At 36.1% G+C, this 18,058-nt stretch carries 18 protein-coding genes and 2 pseudogenes; 16 read left to right on the top strand and 4 right to left on the bottom strand.

The genetic code is table 11. The annotated features are described in order from the left end of the window. The first annotated feature begins 47 nt into the window (after window positions 1-47). The 5 genes from purM to LLA01S_RS13035 all read left to right on the top strand — a co-directional run bounded on the left by purM (window position 48) and on the right by LLA01S_RS13035 (window position 3,426). On the top strand, window positions 48-1,070 hold the full coding sequence (gene purM, locus LLA01S_RS04620; RefSeq protein ID WP_011834923.1) for a phosphoribosylformylglycinamidine cyclo-ligase: 1,023 nt from the start codon (window positions 48-50) through the stop codon (window positions 1,068-1,070). Window positions 1,071-1,098: 28 nt separating this feature from the next. Further along, a complete protein-coding gene (purN, locus tag LLA01S_RS04615) occupies window positions 1,099-1,647 on the top strand; it encodes a phosphoribosylglycinamide formyltransferase (RefSeq protein WP_011676469.1) in 549 nt (182 codons plus the stop codon). A 190-nt stretch (window positions 1,648-1,837) separates the two neighbouring features. Then, window positions 1,838-2,044 carry a hypothetical protein gene (locus tag LLA01S_RS13045; RefSeq protein WP_232034972.1) on the top strand — a complete coding sequence of 69 codons (207 nt, stop codon included), beginning with the start codon at window positions 1,838-1,840 and terminating at the stop codon, window positions 2,042-2,044. Then, the gene (locus LLA01S_RS13040; RefSeq protein ID WP_232034974.1) at window positions 2,028-2,909 is read left to right on the top strand and encodes an ABC transporter transmembrane domain-containing protein; all 882 of its coding nucleotides are present in this window, start codon (window positions 2,028-2,030) and stop codon (window positions 2,907-2,909) included. The genes LLA01S_RS13045 and LLA01S_RS13040 overlap by 17 nt, the downstream gene beginning before the upstream one ends. Then, on the top strand, window positions 2,872-3,426 hold the full coding sequence (locus tag LLA01S_RS13035) for an ATP-binding cassette domain-containing protein (protein WP_228764056.1): 555 nt from the start codon (window positions 2,872-2,874) through the stop codon (window positions 3,424-3,426). Before LLA01S_RS13040 ends, LLA01S_RS13035 begins: the two co-directional genes overlap by 38 nt. Before the next feature lie 51 nt (window positions 3,427-3,477). Here the strand turns inward: LLA01S_RS13035 and LLA01S_RS04605 are convergent, their stop codons facing one another. Next, on the bottom strand, window positions 3,478-4,005 hold the full coding sequence (locus LLA01S_RS04605) for a TetR/AcrR family transcriptional regulator (protein ID WP_061777917.1): 528 nt from the start codon (window positions 4,003-4,005) through the stop codon (window positions 3,478-3,480). A 241-nt stretch (window positions 4,006-4,246) separates the two neighbouring features. Between LLA01S_RS04605 and LLA01S_RS13025 the strand changes: the two are divergent. The 4 genes and pseudogenes from LLA01S_RS13025 to LLA01S_RS04585 all read left to right on the top strand — a co-directional run bounded on the left by LLA01S_RS13025 (window position 4,247) and on the right by LLA01S_RS04585 (window position 8,287). Continuing rightward, a pseudogene (locus tag LLA01S_RS13025) lies at window positions 4,247-5,066 on the top strand (NAD-dependent epimerase/dehydratase family protein). A 134-nt stretch (window positions 5,067-5,200) separates the two neighbouring features. After that, the gene (gene hpt / locus LLA01S_RS04595; protein ID WP_011676466.1) at window positions 5,201-5,743 is read left to right on the top strand and encodes a hypoxanthine phosphoribosyltransferase; all 543 of its coding nucleotides are present in this window, start codon (window positions 5,201-5,203) and stop codon (window positions 5,741-5,743) included. 176 nt (window positions 5,744-5,919) lie between these two features. Continuing rightward, entirely contained in the window at window positions 5,920-7,476 is a 1,557-nt protein-coding gene (gene purH / locus LLA01S_RS04590) for a bifunctional phosphoribosylaminoimidazolecarboxamide formyltransferase/IMP cyclohydrolase (RefSeq protein ID WP_021166101.1), read from the top strand. 118 nt (window positions 7,477-7,594) lie between these two features. Continuing rightward, complete coding sequence (locus LLA01S_RS04585) at window positions 7,595-8,287, top strand: YjjG family noncanonical pyrimidine nucleotidase (RefSeq protein WP_011834928.1); 693 nt, start codon at window positions 7,595-7,597, stop codon at window positions 8,285-8,287. Between the two features lie 37 nt (window positions 8,288-8,324). Here LLA01S_RS04585 and LLA01S_RS04580 read toward each other — a convergent pair. Together LLA01S_RS04580 and LLA01S_RS04575 are read right to left on the bottom strand one after the other, a co-directional pair. After that, window positions 8,325-9,662, bottom strand: a pseudogene (locus LLA01S_RS04580) (MDR family MFS transporter). Between the two features lie 163 nt (window positions 9,663-9,825). After that, a complete protein-coding gene (locus LLA01S_RS04575) occupies window positions 9,826-10,452 on the bottom strand; it encodes a TetR/AcrR family transcriptional regulator (RefSeq protein WP_032950233.1) in 627 nt (208 codons plus the stop codon). A 392-nt stretch (window positions 10,453-10,844) separates the two neighbouring features. On the opposite strand from LLA01S_RS04575, the gene purD reads away from it, so the two are divergent. The 5 genes from purD (at window position 10,845) to purK (ending at window position 14,529) form a co-directional block, all read left to right on the top strand. Next, entirely contained in the window at window positions 10,845-12,086 is a 1,242-nt protein-coding gene (gene purD / locus LLA01S_RS04570) for a phosphoribosylamine--glycine ligase (protein WP_015082598.1), read from the top strand. A gap of 71 nt (window positions 12,087-12,157) precedes the next feature. Next, entirely contained in the window at window positions 12,158-12,679 is a 522-nt protein-coding gene (locus LLA01S_RS04565) for an HAD hydrolase family protein (RefSeq protein ID WP_232034983.1), read from the top strand. Window positions 12,680-12,708: 29 nt separating this feature from the next. Next, window positions 12,709-12,885 carry an HAD hydrolase family protein gene (locus LLA01S_RS13020; RefSeq protein ID WP_232034988.1) on the top strand — a complete coding sequence of 59 codons (177 nt, stop codon included), beginning with the start codon at window positions 12,709-12,711 and terminating at the stop codon, window positions 12,883-12,885. Next, entirely contained in the window at window positions 12,882-13,367 is a 486-nt protein-coding gene (gene purE, locus LLA01S_RS04560) for a 5-(carboxyamino)imidazole ribonucleotide mutase (RefSeq protein WP_015082596.1), read from the top strand. The genes LLA01S_RS13020 and purE overlap by 4 nt, the downstream gene beginning before the upstream one ends. A 55-nt stretch (window positions 13,368-13,422) precedes the next feature. Further along, window positions 13,423-14,529 carry a 5-(carboxyamino)imidazole ribonucleotide synthase gene (gene purK / locus LLA01S_RS04555; protein WP_021166094.1) on the top strand — a complete coding sequence of 369 codons (1,107 nt, stop codon included), beginning with the start codon at window positions 13,423-13,425 and terminating at the stop codon, window positions 14,527-14,529. Between the two features lie 155 nt (window positions 14,530-14,684). On the opposite strand, the gene LLA01S_RS04550 is transcribed toward purK, so the two are convergent. Next, window positions 14,685-15,617, bottom strand: a complete 933-nt coding sequence (locus tag LLA01S_RS04550; protein ID WP_021166093.1) for an AraC family transcriptional regulator — start codon at window positions 15,615-15,617, stop codon at window positions 14,685-14,687. A gap of 110 nt (window positions 15,618-15,727) precedes the next feature. Here LLA01S_RS04550 and xylA point away from each other — a divergent pair, with 110 nt between their 5' ends. Continuing rightward, on the top strand, window positions 15,728-17,053 hold the full coding sequence (xylA, locus tag LLA01S_RS04545) for a xylose isomerase (protein WP_021166092.1): 1,326 nt from the start codon (window positions 15,728-15,730) through the stop codon (window positions 17,051-17,053). 106 nt (window positions 17,054-17,159) lie between these two features. Further along, the gene (locus tag LLA01S_RS04540; protein ID WP_021211744.1) at window positions 17,160-17,984 is read left to right on the top strand and encodes a glycoside hydrolase family 11 protein; all 825 of its coding nucleotides are present in this window, start codon (window positions 17,160-17,162) and stop codon (window positions 17,982-17,984) included. Window positions 17,985-18,058: the final 74 nt, after the last annotated feature.

Genomic DNA, 18,058 nt, shown 5'->3' with positions numbered 1-18,058 from the left:
AAATCATTTAACATGGAAGTAGAATAAAATAAATCAGAAAATGGAGAATGACAGTGTCTGAGAATGCGTATGCAAAATCTGGGGTAGATGTAGAAGCAGGATATGAGGTGGTTTCTCGTATTAAGAAGCACGTTGCTAAAACCGAACGTTTAGGGGTGCTTGGGGCACTGGGTGGTTTTGGTGGAAGTTTTGACTTATCTGTGCTTGATGTCAAAGAACCTGTATTGATTTCAGGGACAGATGGTGTAGGGACCAAGTTGATGCTGGCCATTCGAGCAGACAAGCATGATACGATTGGGATTGATTGCGTAGCCATGTGTGTCAATGACATTATTGCTGCTGGGGCTGAGCCGTTGTATTTTTTGGATTATATTGCGACAGGGAAAAATATTCCTGAAAAATTGGAGCAAGTTGTGGCTGGAGTGGCCGAAGGTTGCTTGCAAGCAGGAGCAGCTCTGATTGGTGGAGAAACAGCTGAAATGCCCGGAATGTATGATGAAGATGATTATGATTTAGCTGGTTTTGCTGTGGGTGTGGCTGAAAAATCACAATTAATTGATGGTGAAAAAGATGTGGAAGCAGGCGATGTTTTGCTTGGTCTTGCATCATCTGGGATTCATTCTAATGGATACTCTTTGGTTCGGAAAGTTTTTGCTGACTTTGATTTGAATGAATCATTGCCTGAACTTGACCAATCTTTGATTGATACTCTTTTAACTCCGACTAAAATCTATGTCAAAGAGCTCTTGCCTTTGATTAAGCAAAATAAAATAAAAGGAATTGCTCATATTACGGGTGGAGGATTCCATGAAAATTTGCCAAGAATGTTTGGAAATAGCTTGTCAGCTGAAATTGTCGAAGGTTCTTGGGATGTTTTACCAATTTTCAAGGCTCTTGAAAAATATGGAAGTATCAAGCACGAAGAAATGTATGAAATTTTCAATATGGGGATTGGAATGGTTATCGCTGTTGCTCCTGAAAATGCTGCTGCTCTCAAAAAAGAGTTGAATGCTTTCGAGATTGGTCAAATGGTTAATCGACAAGAGGCACCAGTAGTTATTAAAAAATAATCTTTTTTCATTAAGAATAGGGGATAGAATGAAAATTGCAGTATTTGCATCAGGAAATGGCTCTAACTTTCAAAGACTAGCTGAACAATTTCCTAAGGTAGTGAAGTTTGTTTTTTCAGATCATCATGATGCTTATGTACTTGAACGTGCTGATAAATTAGGGGTAGCAAATGCAAGTTTGGAGTTAAAAGAGTTTACTTCAAAAGTTGACTATGAGAAAGCTTTGGTGGAAATTTTAGAAGCACAAGAAATTGATTTAATTCTCTTGGCTGGTTATATGAAAATCATCGGTTCGACGATGTTGGCAAGATATAAAGGAAAGATTATCAATGTGCATCCTTCTTTTCTGCCTGATTTTGCTGGCTCTCCTCATGCGATTGAGGAGTCACATGAAGCAAAATATGGTCTAGGAATTACAATTCATTATGTTGATGAGGGCGTGGATACTGGCGAAATTATCGCGCAAATCCCTGTGGCTTATCACGAAAGTTTGGAAGTTTATGAAGAGAGAGTTCATGAAGCGGAACATGAGCTCTATCCAAAAGTTGTTCGTCAAATAATTCTTCATCAGCAATGATGAAGTTTTTTTATTTGGCCATTAATAAATGAGAAATGAGGGATTAAAAAAGATAAAAATAAGAGAAAATTTTCAGTTCTTTTAAGAAAATAAAACATCTAAAAAACTTTTGTAATCGCTATTTACTTTTGAAATTTAAATGCTACAATGTAGTGGTAACATAATCTTAAGTAAAATAAGAGAAGGAAAAATGGTAAAGTATCTTAAAGAATTCAAATTTGAAAATTTTATGGTTTTCTTACTTATCACGATTGACATTGCTCTTGCGGTCTTGAGTTCGGTCTTTTTGGCCAATGTACTCAATTCTTTGATTGCTAGAGAAATGAATCAATTTTTCTTATGGTTAGCTATTGACATTGTCCTCTGGGTGGTCGATAGTTTTGTTCAGGGCGCGTGATGTTTGGAAAGAAATTGCCATACAAAAGCAGCTTAATGCTGTACGCCGGGATATCATTGAACCTCTGACGGAAATTTCTTATTCTGATTTTGAAAAAAACAGTAAAGAAGATTATAATTCCTGGTTAAATAATGATACAAAACTACTTTATGATAATGGTTTCCATCAGATTTATTTTGTTTATACGGGAATCGTTGCGATGCTATTCTCAGGAATTGCAATCATCTTTTTCCACTGGGTATTGCTTTTGACAACACTTCTAGTTGGAGCCATTTTGTTCTATTTTCCAAAAGTCTTTAAGAAATCAGTGGAACGAGACACAGAACAGGTTTCAGATGTTGCTAATGATGCTTTAGCGAAATCTACAGATTACTTACGTGGCTATGAAGTGCTCTATCACAATAAACAACTGGGGCTGATGCAAGAGCGAACCATGGGTAAATTTAATCAATTGGCTACGGCAAATGTAAAATTAATTTTTACTCGGGCTTGGATGCAATATTCTTTATTAGGGGCCAATATGTTGGGACAATTTTTGATTTTAGCTGTTGCTGGTTTTCTCATCATGAATGGTCAGATTGGAATCGGTGTTGTCATGAGCGTGGGGAATCTGTCAGGAACAGTTACTAATTACTCAAAAAGTGTAGCAAATAGCTTGATTTTGCTCAATGCTACTGGGAAATTGCTAGAAAAATATGGAAAAATTGCTGACGAATCAAAAGTTACTGACGGAGAAGAAGTGACAGACTTTGAAAGTAAACTGGAGTTAAAAAATCTGTCTGTCGCTTTTCCTGATGGCCAAAAAATTGAATATCCAGAAATTGTCATTGAAAAAGGGGAAGAAATATGCGATTATCGGGGATAGTGGTAGTGGTAAATCAACCTTAATTAATTTGCTAGTCGGCAATAAGCGAGATTATGAAGGAGAAATTTTACTTGATGGAAAAGATTATAAGGGAATTAACCGAAAATCTTTACCACATGTCATGAGCGTAATTATGCAATTCCCTTATCTTTTTAGGGAAACGGTAGAGGAAAATTTGACTTTGGGTCGTAAGATTTCGCCAGATATTTTTGATAAGTCGATTAGAATTGCCTGTGCTGATGATTTTGTGTTTAATAAACTTGATACGATTTATGATAAAAATTTATCAGGAGGTCAGCAAGAAAGATTATCTGTTGCGCGGGAATTAATGGGGACAAAACCGATTTTAGTGATGGATGAAAGCACTGCCAGTGTTGATAAGAAAACGGCTCTGGCTGTAGAAAAAAATATTTTAGAAAATCCCGATTTGACTGTGATTATGATTACTCACCATTTGTATGATGAAACTCAAAATTATTTGGATGAAGTCATTCATTTAGGTCAGGGAATTGCTTAGACTATAAATTTTATATCAAAAAAAGACACCTTTTGTGTCTTTTTTTATTACTTAAATCGTGACAATTTTTCTGATGAGTTCATGAATTTCTTCAATTGGTTTATCTTGACCATTCATTAACCATTTTCGCCAAACAGCATAAACTCCAGTTGCCACAAAAGTAATGAAATATTCGTCATTTGTTTCTTCGTAAAATTTTTCAATTTCTTCAATATAAATCTGACGAATGATGGGCTCATAGCCTTGACTTTCAGAAAGGTAGAAGTCATTTTTGAAGTCTTCAAAAAATTTTAATTGGTTCTCAATTTTTATTGTTGCCGACACATTCTGGCGAATGATTTCAAAGCTTTCGGAAATTCGTGGTTGATAGTATTGATAGATGACTTGATTGATTGAATCAAAATTACGATAAAATGCCATTCGACTGACTCCGGCCCGCTGACAAACGTTTGAAACGGTCAGTTGAGCAAGAGTTTTTGGCTTTTCAGATGTTTTTTGAATGCCCAAAAGCTGTAGAATAACTGTAGTAATAAAATCTTTTGTATCATTTTTGATGGTTTGGGAATAGTTCGCTGCCATTACACATCTCCTTAGGCTGTCACACAAGCGGATTTTAAGCTTGTATTTTTACTACTTCTATCGTACAATAATTCCACATGAGTTTCAAGTGTAACGGATGTTGTTGAGAGAGAAAAAGGAGAGAAAAAATGACAAATACAAATAAAAAATTAATACTAGTAACTGGTGGTTCGGGTTATATTGCTATGTTCATCATGATTGCTTTATTAAAAAAGGCTATCGAGTACGGGCGACCTTGCGGATGATGTCTAGACAAGAAGAAGTGAAGAAAATGATGAAGCAAGGAGGGATTGCTGATTTTACTGACCTAGACTTTGTTCAAACGGATTTAACTAAAGAAGAAGGATGGAGTCAAGCAATGACTGGAGTGGATTCTGTCATCCACGTCGCTTCTCCAACACCCTTGCAACGTCCTGACGCTGATGATTTAATGGTAATAATGGCTGTAGATGGAGTGAAGTTTGTGATGAGAGCAGCCAAGGAAGCAGGAGTTAAACGAGTGGTTTTGACCTCAGCATATGGCTGAACTGGAGTTTTGGAAACTTGCCAAATCTTATGGTATGGAAGGATCCTCAGTTCTACCTACGGCTGTCATGGGACCGATTCTTGGGAATGATTTTTCACATTCTAGCGCGGCAATTAAAAATATGTTTGAAGGAAAAATGCCTAGACTTTTAAATTTGGCATTTGACTATGTTGATGTTCGTGATGTTGCTGATTTACATTTGTTAGCTCTTGAAAAAGAAGAAGCCATTAGTCAGCGTTTTATCGCGACTTCAGGGCAAAATATTACTTATCAGGAACAAGCAAAATTTTTGAAAAAAGAATTTGGTTCAAAAGCCAAGAAAGTTTCTACTCAAGTTATTCCAGACTTTTTAGTGAAGATCTTGGCACGTTTTGATAAAAGTTTGGCGATGCCAGCCACATTTTTGGGGCAAAATACGGCATGTTCAAATGAGAAATCAACAAGACTTTTAGGTTGGCAACCCCGTTCGGGAGGAGCAGCCATTATTCAAACAGCGCAAACGATGTTAGATTTGGCTATGATTAAAGTTGATTAAGAAAATATGAATTATAAATTTTACTATTTCCGAACGTTGTAAGCTAAAAAAGACCAAATCTCTGCCTTTACCCTTTTGATTCTCTGAAAAAAAGTCTAAAATGGAAGCATATTGTGAAAAAATTGGGGAGAAAAATGCATCCACATTTAAAAGAAGTCTTATTTACAAGAGAACAAATTGCTGAACGTGTCAAAGAGCTTGCTGAAGTTGTTTCACGAGATTATGAGGGAAAGAATCCTCTCGTTGTCGGGATTTTGAAAGGGTCAATCATGTTTACAGTTGACTTGCTCAAGGAATTATCAATTGATGCTGAAGTTGATTTTATGGACGTCACCAGTTATGGATACGGAATCTCATCATCTGGTGAAGTTCGAATTTTGAAAGATTTATCAACCGTGGCTCATGGACGTGATATTTTGATTGTTGAAGATATTATCGATACTGGAAATACTTTGCTTTATCTTAAAAAATTACTGACAGGACGTCAAGCCAAATCTGTAAAAATCATCTCTTTGTTAGACAAACCAAGTGGTCGTAAAGTAGATATTGACGCTGATTATGTCGGTTTTGAAGTACCAGATGCTTTTATCGTAGGTTATGGAATTGATTATGCAGAGCGTTATCGTCAATTGCCTTATATTGGAGTTTTCAATGAAGAATTTTTGATTAAAGAGTGAAGGTTATTTCCGAACAATAAAATTAAAAAAAGCCTAGTTGTTAAACTAGCGCTTTTTATTTCCAAACGATAAATGTAAAATAAAGACATGATAAATAGTTACTGACAGACTTATCAGTACTTTTAGCAGAAAAATATTGACTTACAGAACGGTAAGTAGAAAACTTGGAGGAAATCATGTCAAAACGTGCACTTATCAGTGTTTCAGACAAAGAAGGTATTGTAGAATTTGCAAAGAAAATTCAGGAGTTAGGTTGGGAAATTATCTCAACAGGCGGAACAAAAGCAGTTCTGGAACAAGAGGAAATTCCGAATATTGCAATTGATGAAGTAACTGGCTTTCCAGAAATGATGGATGGTCGAGTTAAAACATTACATCCGCTGATTCATGGTGCACTCCTTGGACGTAGAGATTTGGACAGTCACATGAAATCAATGGCTGAACATCATATTTCTCCGATTGACTTAGTTGTTGTAAATTTATATCCTTTCAAAGAAACCTTGCTTGCTGGTGGTAGCCAAGCAGAAATGATTGAAAAAATTGATATTGGTGGGCCGTCGATGTTACGTTCGGCAGCTAAAAACCATGCGGCAGTCACAGTTGTCTGTGACCCGATGGATTATGAAAAAGTAGAAAAAGAGCTTTCAGCAGACGGGGAAACAAGTTTAGAACTTCGTCAGCAACTTGCAGCAAAAGTTTTTCGTCATACTGCAAGTTATGATGCCCTCATTGCGCAATATTTGACAGAAGAATTTCCAGTAGAAGATACAAAACCCGAAAAATTAACCTTGACTTATGACCTTAAACAAGGGATGCGTTATGGTGAAAATCCACAACAAAGTGCTGATTTTTATGAATCAGGATTACCAACAACTTACTCTATTGCGCAAAGTCATCAACTTCATGGTAAAGAATTAAGTTATAACAATGTTCGTGATGCTGATGCAGCTTTGCAAATTGCAAGGGATTTTGATGAGCCAACCGTTGTGGCCCTCAAACATATGAACCCTTGTGGGATTGGAACAGCTAAAAATATTGAACAAGCTTGGGATTATGCTTATGAAGCGGACCCTGTTTCGATTTTTGGTGGGATTATCGTTTTAAATAGAGAAGTCACTGAGGAAACGGCTCAAAAAATGAGCAAGATTTTCCTTGAGATTATTATTGCTCCATCATATAGTAAAGAGGCTTTAGAAATTTTGAGTAAAAAGAAAAATATTCGTCTTTTAACCGTTGATTTTTCTAAAAAAGAGCAATCAGAAAAAGAAGCGCTTGTAACAGGGGTACTTGGTGGACTTCTTGTTCAAAATCAAGATGTCATTGTTGAAAATCCGAAAGAATGGACAGTGGCGACTAAAGTTCAACCAACTGACAGACAAATGGAAGCCATGAAGTTTGCTTGGAAAGCAGTAAAATTTGTCAAATCAAATGGAATCATTGTAACAAATGACCACCAAACGCTTGGCGTTGGCCCTGGGCAAACTAATCGTGTCGGCTCGGTAAAAATTGCCTTGGAAGCGACAGCTGATAAGGACGCCCTTCTTCAAGAAAATGCCGTACTTGGCTCAGATGCCTTTTTCCCATTTGCGGACAATATTGATGAAATTGCCAAAGCGGGAATTAAAGCAATCGTTCAACCGGGTGGCTCTGTTCGTGACCAAGAAGTGATTGAAGCTTGTGATAAATATGGTATTGCGATGGTCTTTACTGGACTCCGCCATTTTAGACATTAATTAAAAATCTGCCTTAGGGTAGATTTTTTGTCATCTACAATCTAAAAAATAATTTTCGATACTTTTTTCTGCTATAATGTAAGGAATGCAAAGAATACATTTAGCAAAGGAAATAGAAATGACTGTACTACTTTTTGATATCGATAACACTCTACTTGATTTTGATAAAGCAGAATATGATGCTTTGGGGAAAATTTTTGCCCATTATCAAATTGAAGATAATCAAGAAAACCGAGCGACTTATTCACGCGAAAATAAAGCCTTGTGGCGCCTACATGAATCGGAAAAGCTTTCTCGAGAAGAATTGTTGAGCACGCGATTTGACCATGCTTTTCGAGCTTTAAATGTGTCAGTAAACTATAATCCAGTAGCGGTTGATGATGAATACCAACTTTACTTATCACAAGGTCACGAGCTAATCAATCACGCAAATGAGTTACTGACAGAACTGTCAGCAAAAGAAGCAGAAATGTATGTGGTCAGCAATGGAACTTCACGTGTTTCACGCCCACGAATATTTGAATCTGGAATTTCTGACCATTTTCGAGAAATCTTTATCAGCGAAGAAGTTGGTCATCACAAACCTTCTCTTGCCTTCTTTGATTACGTTTTTGACCACATTGAAGCAGCGAACAAAAAGGAATTTACAATTGTTGGTGATTCTCTAGCAACCGACATTTTAGGTGGGAATAGAGCTGGAATTAAAACAATCTGGTACAACCCCAAACAATTGGAAGTGACTGGCGAAGCACAACCAGATGTACAAATTCAAGATTTACTAGAAATTCCATCATTGGTTAAAAATTGGTAATAAAAAAACACTGTTTGTTTAAAAGTGTTTTTTTTATTTATACTTTTACTTTTTTTCTTAAAAAAAGACTTGAGATAAATCCTACGGATACGAAGATAAGAAGAAGCCAGAAAGTATGATGGAAGGCTGTTAAATTAGCTTGTAATGGAGAAAGACTACTTTGATTTTTGATTTGACTACTTAAAAATGCTGTCAGAAAGGCAATTGCAAATGAGTTGACCACTTGCATCATTTCATTGGTTAAAGGTGTCACTCGGCTAATATTTTTCATTGGAACGGCTTGTAGTGCGTGATTGTTGACTTGCATATTGACCAGACCTTGGCTTAAACCAAGTAAAACAATCGCACAAAGCGTAAAAGTCAATGAAGAGTGCGGACTAATTTGCGCGAATAAGATGAGTCTGATTCCGCCAAGTGTAAAGCCAGGAAGAACCGCGGCTTTCGTACCAAATTTATCAAAAACTCGACCACCAATTGTCATTCCTAAAAAGCTTGCAATCGCCTGTGGAACCATCATTAATCCGGTATTAACAGAGGAAAGTCCCACAATATTTTGAAAGTAGAGAGGAACCAGAAGCATGGCTCCAAACACAACAATTTGATTGAGCCACATGAGTGAAATACCTTTTGTAAATTCAGGAATCGTGAAAGCTCACAAATGTAAAAGTGGGTTTTCGACACGTAATTCAACAAGGATAAACAAAAGGAGCATCAGTAAACCAACGGACATAAAAGCGATAGCGCTTGGGTTTGACCAGCCTTTATCTGCACCAATATGCACACCATAAATTAAAATCGGAAAAGCAAAGGGAGAAAGAAGAGCGCCTTTTAAATCAATTTTACTTGCTTTATTTGCTGGAAAATTAGGAAGAAATAAGAGGATGAAAATAAGAGCCAATATTCCTACAGGAAGATTAATCAAAAAAACAGTTGACCAATTAAAATCTTTTACCAAAAAACCAGAAAGTGCTGGACCAATTGTCGGTGCAAGTAGCATGGGTAAGCCCAAAATTCCCATCATAGAGCCTCTTTTTTCCATTGGAATAACTTTAAAGGACATCCCAATTCCTATTGGAGCAACGACGCCACCAGTCAAGCCTTGGGCAATTCGCCAAATAATTAAACTCTGAAGAGAATGCGCATTTGCTGCCAAGAGTGAAGCAATGGTGAAAAAAATGATTGCCAGAGCGAAAATGCGTTTATCTGAAAAGCGGTCCCCCAGAAAACCTGCAAAAGGGATAGCCGTTGCCATAGCCAGAGTATAAGCGGTAATGACCCACTGACTATTAGATAAATTTTGATGAAAAGCAGTTTGGATATGTGGAAGTGTCACATTCATGATGGTGGTATCCATCATAACTAAAAGTATCTCAATCGCAATTGTTAAAACTGCGGGTAAGACTTTTTTTAAATTAAAATCACTTGTATTATTCTTAAGAACCTTCTTTTTTTGTTTTAGAACACTGTTCGGTAAAAATAATACCGTTGTTCTAAAATAAAGTCAAGAAAAAAACTTCCTTTTAGAAGTTTTTTATGAATTAATCAGTTTGAACCATTTTTTCGATGCCCGAAATGATAAGTTCTAGTCCAAATTCAAAACTTTCAGACGAACTTAAGCTGGTAAGACTTTCTGTCTGCCAATATTTATCGAGAAAAGGAGCAAGTTGAATAAGAGGAATTTTGACAGTCGAAAGAGGTTTTTCGGGTTGTTCTACTAAGCGATCACTATCTATTTTACTGCTGTAGATAAAATTTAGATAAAGGTTAACGGTATAAAATTTACGGTCATCAGTGAGATTAAGATCATCTACAATCATCAAAAGTTTGTCAAAAAGTCGTAGATAATTTTCGGATTCTGGTGGATAATCCATCATCAATTGAGCAAGATTTGGATAAGATTCTAAAACAGCATAAATATTTTTTCCATAAACAAAAAGGCGATTTTGCCAAGTTTTTTCGTTTGCTGGAAAAATGATTTCAAGGGTGGCTTTATCAATCAGTTCAGCAAAAAGTGCCTCTTTACTTGAAAAATGATAGTAAAGAGAAGAGACGGTCATTCCTAGCCGACTAGCTAATTTGCGCATTGAAAATTCTGTGAGTGGAAGCTCTTGTAGAAGTTCCCAGCTACTGCTAATAATTTTGTCTTTTGTTGGTTGGGTCGCCATGATATTCTACTTTCTATTTCTACTTAAATTTATTTTACATGTTTTTAAAGAAAAATGCGATAGGAAGAAAAAATAAATAAAAGGTAATCTATAAATTTTAAAAAAACGAGAATTGAAATCCAAGTAAATTCCGAACAATCTAGCCTATTATTTTATGAAATTTTTGCTCAGGCTTTTTCTTTTCTAGTAATTCTTTTAAGATAGAAATATAAGATTTATGACTGAACAAAACGAGGACGATAACTCTTCGTTAAAAAAAGGGTCTCAACTTGCTGCTTTAACAATTTAGAAAGAGCAAATAGAGAAGTGAAAAAACAATAAAATATTTAAATGAATTGCTGTATTAACTGCAATCACAAGAATTTGGAAGAATCGAAAATATCGGAGAAATGATGAAAATTTTGGTAATTGGCTCAGGTGGCCGTGAACATGCTCTGGCAAAAAAATTTATGGAAAGCCCTCAAGTTGAAAAAGTATTTGTTGCTCCAGGCAACTCAGGAATGAAAAAAGATGGAATTCAAATAGTTGGTATTTCCGAACTTTCAAATGATGAATTGGTTGAATTTGCTCAAAAAGAGAACATTGACTTAAGTTTTGTCGGACCAGAAACAGCGCTTATGAATGGTGTAGTCGATGCTTTTGAAGAGAAAAATCTAATTATCTTTGGACCAAGAAAAAAAGCTGCCGAACTTGAAGGCTCTAAAGATTTTGCAAAGTCAATCATGAAAAAATATGGTGTTCCTACGGCAGATTATGCAACTTTTGATTCTTTAGAACCAGCGCTCTCACATCTTAAACAACATGGGGTTCCCATTGTGATTAAAGCAGATGGATTAGCGGCCGGAAAAGGAGTAACAGTTGCTTTTGATATTGCAAGTGCGAGAGCGGCATTAGCAGATATATTTTCTGGAAGCCAAGGGAAAGTTGTGATTGAAGAGTTTCTTGATGGGGAGGAGTTTTCTTTATTTAGTTTTGTTCATCAAGGAAAGATTTATCCAATGCCTATTGCTCAAGACCATAAACGTGCTTTTGATGGTGATAAAGGACCAAATACAGGTGGTATGGGGGCCTACTCCCCAGTCCCTCACCTTCCTAAAGAAGTGATAAATGAAGCTTTAGAAAAAGTTGTGAAACCCACGGTTGCGGGATTGATTAACGAGGGAAATTCGTTTACTGGTGTTCTTTATGCTGGATTGATTTTGACAGCAGATGGGGTCAAGACAATCGAATTTAATGCAAGGTTTGGTGATCCTGAAACCCAAGTTGTTCTGCCTAGGCTTAAAAGTGATTTGGCACAGGCAATCATTGATATTTTAGCTGGAGATGTGCCAACATTAGAATGGCTTGAAACAGGCGTAACTTTGGGAGTAGTTGTTGCCTCAGAGGGTTATCCAGCTCAAGCAAAAACAGGAAGCATTCTTCCTGATATTCCTAAAGAGCTGAATGTCTATTATGCAGGTGTAACAGAGAATGAAGCCAATCAACTTGTAAGTAGTGGTGGACGTGTATATCTTCTTTCTGAAAGTGGAAAAGATATCGCAAGTACGCAGAAATCACTCTATGATAAACTTGATAAATTAGATAATCAAGGGCTCTTTTATCGGCATGACATTGGTTCAAAAGCCGTTAAATAACTTAATCAAAGTTTTGAAAGATTGCTGATAGAATTTTTACTCTTGAAAAGTAGTTTAGAAATGGAGCTGACATGATTTTTGTTTTTGACCTTGATGGTACAATATCTTTTGACGGCAAAAGCATTTCCTTAGAACTTTTAGAATCTCTGACAGAACTATCATTAAAAAATCAACTGATTTTTGCTTCGGCTAGACCCATTCGAGATATGTTACCACTTTTATCAGCCTTTCCAAAAGAGCTGTTGATAGGTGGAAATGGCTCAATTGCCAGAAATAAGCAGCAACAAATTGAGATTGTACAACCTATTTCAGCGCATGATTTTTTGTTAATAAAAAAAATAATTACTGACCAAGATTTGGACTATCTAGTTGATTCTGATTGGAACTATGCGCTCTTAAATAGGGATGAAGAAAGAGCGCAAATTAATGACAAGATTGACCAGTGTCACTTAGCCAAAAATGTTTCTCTATCAGAAATTGACAGAGCAATCAAATGCAACCTACTCAACCCTCAATCAGAAATAATCTTGCATGAATTGAAAAAACTAAATCTTGAAATTGTTAGGCTGAAGAAGCGAAAAGTATTGATTTAACCGCTAAAGGAGTAAATAAATACACCACATTGCGTCAGTATTTTCCTAAAGAAGAATATATTTCTTTTGGAAATGATGATAATAATATCCAATTACTTCGCCATGCAGAGCTCTCAATTGCAGTTGGAAGTAATCAAGCATTAGATTTTGCAGATATTCATTTAAATGAAAAAGAAATTTTAAGATATTTGGAGAAAATAAAATGACAGAAGTTGCAATTATCATGGGTTCAAGTTCAGACTGGGCCACAATGAAAGAAACAGCGAAGATTTTAGATGATTTTGGGTTAGCTTATGAGAAAAAAGTTGTCTCAGCTCATCGGACACCGGCTTTAATGGCTGAATTTTCCAATCAGGCCCATGAACAAGGCTGTAAGGTTATCATTGCTGGCGCTGGTGGAGCTGCACACTTACCAGGAATGGTTGCTGCTCAGACGCTTGTTCCAGTGATTGGTGTGCCAATCAAATCACGGGCTTTATCCGGTCTTGACTCTCTTTATTCAATTGTTCAAATGCCAGCAGGCGTTCCTGTAGCGACAATGGCAATTGGAGAGGCTGGGGCAAAAAATGCGGCATTATTTGCCTTGCAACTTTTGGCAAATAATGATGATGATTTATACAATAAATTAGTGAACTATCGGGCAGCCGCTCAAGAAATGGTTGAGCAATCAAACAATGAATTGAAATGATTTAATAAAAATACAAAAGCGGTTAGATTTCTAAAAATGAAGGGTAGGAAAACTTGTGATAAAGAATACAAAGCAAACGATTGGAATCATTGGTGGAGGTCAGCTTGGACAGATGATGGCAATTGCCGCTCAATATATGGGGCATAAGGTGATTACTCTGGACCCTAATCCAAATTGCTCAGCGGCAAAAGTATCTGATGAACTCATTGTTGCTCCTTATGATGATGTAGAAAATTTATTGCGACTTGCCTATGCTTGCGATGTTATTACTTATGAGTTTGAAAATGTTTCAGCAGAAGCACTACATGAGATTGAAGCTTGCGTCAAGATTCCTCAAGGAATTCGTTTGCTAGAGATTACACAAAACCGACGCTTTGAAAAAGAATTTTTGACAAATGAAGCAAAAGTCAAAGTTGCTCCATGGCAATTGATTGATTCAAAAGAAAAACTTCCGCAAGTCGTCACTAAAAAACAAGTTTTGAAGACGACGACGGGAGGTTATGATGGACATGGACAAGTAGTTTTAAAGACGGACAAAGACTTGTCAGCTGCTCAATCACTGACAGAAATTTCCGAATGTGTTTTAGAAGATTTTATTTCCTTTGACCGTGAAATTTCAGTCATTATTAGTGGAAATGGTCATGAGTATGTTACTTTTCCTTTGGCCGAAAATGAGCACCGCGAAAATATTTTACATCAGACGATTTCACCAGCTCGTGTGACTGACAAAATCACTGACGAAGCTAATAAAATTGCGAAATCAATTGCAGAGAAATTGAAACTTTCTGGAACGCTTTGTGTTGAGATGTTTTTAACAGCTGACGGTCAAATCTATGTCAATGAACTTGCGCCAAGACCGCATAATAGTGGTCATTTTACCATTGAAGCCTGTGATTTCAATCAATTTGACTTGCATATCAAAGGAATTTTAGGAGAAGATTTACCGGAACCCAAACTCTTAAATGCTGCTATTATGTTAAATGTTTTAGGACAACATGTGGAAGCCATTAAGGTGCTCAATCATAATCATGCGGATTGGCATCAACATGATTACGGAAAGCCTGATGCTAAACATAACCGAAAGATGGGACATGTGACTATCTTAACGAATGATTTTGACAAAACAATTAATGAAATTAAAGCCACAAAAATTTGGGATTAAAAAATACTTGATTAATATCAAGTATTTTTTTATTTACTTTGGATAGGGTAAAATGACAACATTTCCCCTAAAAAAAAGAACAAATAAGTAAGATAAACTCTTTGGAAAGCGGTATCATTAACAAGTGAAAACATTGAGCTAAAATTAATTGTTTTTCAAAATTGTTTTTCGAGATAGTATTGCAAAATATCAAGAGAACCCCTATCAGAATAAAAAACTTGATTATCAATTTTATCTTGATTGAAAGTCATATAGTTCAGATTGGGGAAGAGAACATTGTTTTTCCGAAAATCTTTTGGCAAAACGCCATAGGATTTGACAAAAGCAGTATTGAGCGTTCGGATATCCGAAAAGCCACACATATAAGCGATGTTTAGTAAATTATCTTTGAAAGAAGAAAGGAGTGTTCTTGCTTTTTCTGAACGGATTTTATTTAAATATTCGTTAAAATTTATCCCAAAATTACTTTTAAAGAAATGAGAAAAATAAGTTCGGGACAATCCTTCATGTGAGGCAATCATTTCCAGAGAAATTTTGTGGTCGTAGTTCTCATGAATGTAGGAAGAAATCCGCTCCATTCGCTCTTGCAGGTCCATCAATTTATTTTGTTCAGAGCTGCTTAAAATACTGTACTCAGAAATACTTAACAAACGGTCTAGTAAAAGTGAAGTATAGCCGTGAGTTCGTAAAGAATTATTCTTATCATCTGCAAAATAACTTAAGGCTGCTTGCAAGAGTAATTTCAAGGTTTCAGGTTGATTTTCTAGATTGAAAGGGTGACTTTCAAAATAAATTTTATCAAGTTGAGGGAAGATAATTTTAAAAATTTCTGATGAAAATTGCAGAATTAACAGTTTCATAGAGTCACTTGATGAAAGCTCATGAACCTGACAACTATTAAAAATAATAGCTTGTCCAGCAGTGATTTCAAAGAAATTTTCTTGAGTGGTTACAGTACCGAGCCCTTCTAAGACAAATGCTAATTCAATGTCAAAATGAAGATGAGGTTTACGGTAAGTAATATCAACAAGTAAAAAATTAAAATTATTTATTTTTGAGTGATAAATATTCTCTAATTCATTTTTCATGTTCATTCTCTCCTAATCACTATTATTATGACATACATTACAACAAATGTATAGTAGTAATTTCGAGTTTGAAAATAATATTAATATCATAAAGAGGAGGAGCTATAAAAATGGCTTACTTTAACGACATCGCACCTATCAAATATGAAGGTACAAAAACTAAAAACATGTTTGCCTTCCGCCATTATAACCCAGAAGAAGTGGTTGCTGGGAAAACAATGGAAGAACAGCTTCATTTCGCCCTTGCTTTTTGGCATACAATTACGATGGACGGGGCTGACCCATTTGGTAGTGCCACAATGGAACGTCCTTGGGACTTGGAAGGTGGCTCTGAACTTGACCGTGCTCATCGTCGAGTAGATGCTTTCTTTGAAATTGCCGAAAAATTGGGTGTTAAATATTATTGTTTCCATGATATTGACATCGCGCCTAAAGGAAATTCTTTGAAAGAATTTTATGCAAACTTAGATGAAATTACTGACCATCTTCTTGAAAAACAAAAAGAAACAGAAACAGGCATTAAACTCCTCTGGAATACGGCAAATATGTTCTCAAACCCACGTTATATGAATGGGGTTTCGACATCAAATCGTGCTGAAGTTTTTGCTTATGGTGCTGCTCAAGTCAAAAAAGGACTTGAACTTTCTAAAAAACTTGGTGGTGAAAACTACGTATTCTGGGGTGGTCGTGAAGGTTACGAATCACTTTTGAACACAGACATGGGTCTTGAAATGGATCACATGGCAAAATTCTTCCATTTGGCGATTGATTATGCAAAATCAATTAACCATTTGCCAATCTTCTTGATTGAACCAAAACCAAAAGAACCAATGACTCACCAATACGACTTTGATGCAGCGACAGCTCTTGCTTTCTTGCAAAAATATGATTTGGACAAATATTTCAAACTCAATCTTGAAACAAACCATGCTTGGTTGGCTGGTCATACTTTTGAACACGAATTAAATACTGCACGTACTTTTGGTGCCTTAGGTTCAATCGATGCCAATCAAGGAAATTATTTGCTCGGCTGGGATACTGATGAATTTCCAACACTTGTCATTGATATCACGCTTGCTATGCACCAAATTCTTTTGAACGGTGGACTTGGTAAAGGTGGAATTAACTTTGATGCCAAAGTTCGTCGTACAAGCTTCAAAGCCGAAGATTTGATTTTGGCTCATATTGCAGGGATGGATACTTATGCACGTGCGCTTAAAGGTGCAGCAGCCATCATTGAAGACAAATTCTTGTCTGATATCGTTGAAGAACGTTATAGTTCATACAAGAAGACAGAAGTTGGTCAATCTATCGAAAATGGAACAGCAACTTTTGAAAGTCTTGCTGCTTATGCTCTTGAGCATGGGGATGACATCGAACTTGATTCTAACCACTTAGAATATATCAAATCAGTATTGAATGACTATCTTGTTTAAACTTTGATAAAGTTATCTCGTGAGGTTTTATCAAACTTGCGAGATAACTTATTTTTTTGTTGTTATGAAATAGCTTTACAAAATCCGTAAAGTTTGAGGAAAAACAATGAGAAGAGGAACTAAAAAACTCACTCTAATAAGTCTAATCATCTTTGCTCTATTAGGCTTGCAAGCTTGTAAAAATAAAAAATTACTAGATAAAAATGAAAAAAATCCAACGGTGCAAACTTTTCAAGCACAAAGTAACGGTCCGCAAACATTAGGCAAAAGCCCCTATGACTATACTTTATGGTATCAAGGAGGGGTGAAACATACGCTTTCTTGGTATGGGGCATCACAAAGAGGTGGTGCAGCTTTTAAGGCGACTTGGTCAGATTCGGATGATTTTTTAGCACGTGTTGGCTATAGTTGGACGAATGCTGGAGAAGACATTAAAAATATTGGAAATATTTCTTGTCAGTTTAGTTATAAAAAATCAGGAGAAGGAACAGCAGGAAATTATAACTATATAGGAATTTACGGCTGGATTCGTAATGAAACTGCGACTGACCCTAATGAAAAGCTTGTCGAGTATTATATTGTTGATGATTGGTTTGGTAATGGTGAACAATCTGAAAAAACTCCGATTACAACCGCTACAACGCAAGGTAATGTGCTTGGGACATATCAACTTGACGGAGCGACTTATCAAGTCATCAAAAATGTTAGAGAAGACCAGCCCTCTATTGACGGAAATCAAACTTTTACTCAATATTTTGCGATTAGACAAAGTCCAAGACAAAAAGGAACCATTTCTATTTCAGAGCATTTTGCTCAGTGGCAAAAAATGGGTCTAGCAATTGGAAAGGTTACAGAAAGTAGTTTTCTAGTTGAACGCAGTGGTGAATCTGGTTGGTTGGATTGTACTTATCTAAAATTTACGAAAAATTAAAAATGACAGGTAACTCTAAAATTTTATTATAGAAGTTCACCATTGATTAAAAAATATAAGAAATAACCCGAATT

Source organism: Lactococcus cremoris subsp. cremoris NBRC 100676 (assembly GCF_001591705.1).
Lineage (GTDB): Bacteria > Bacillota > Bacilli > Lactobacillales > Streptococcaceae > Lactococcus > Lactococcus cremoris.
The sequence above is the reverse complement of the archived record's forward strand: the minus strand, read 5'-3'. Positions and strand labels throughout refer to the sequence as shown.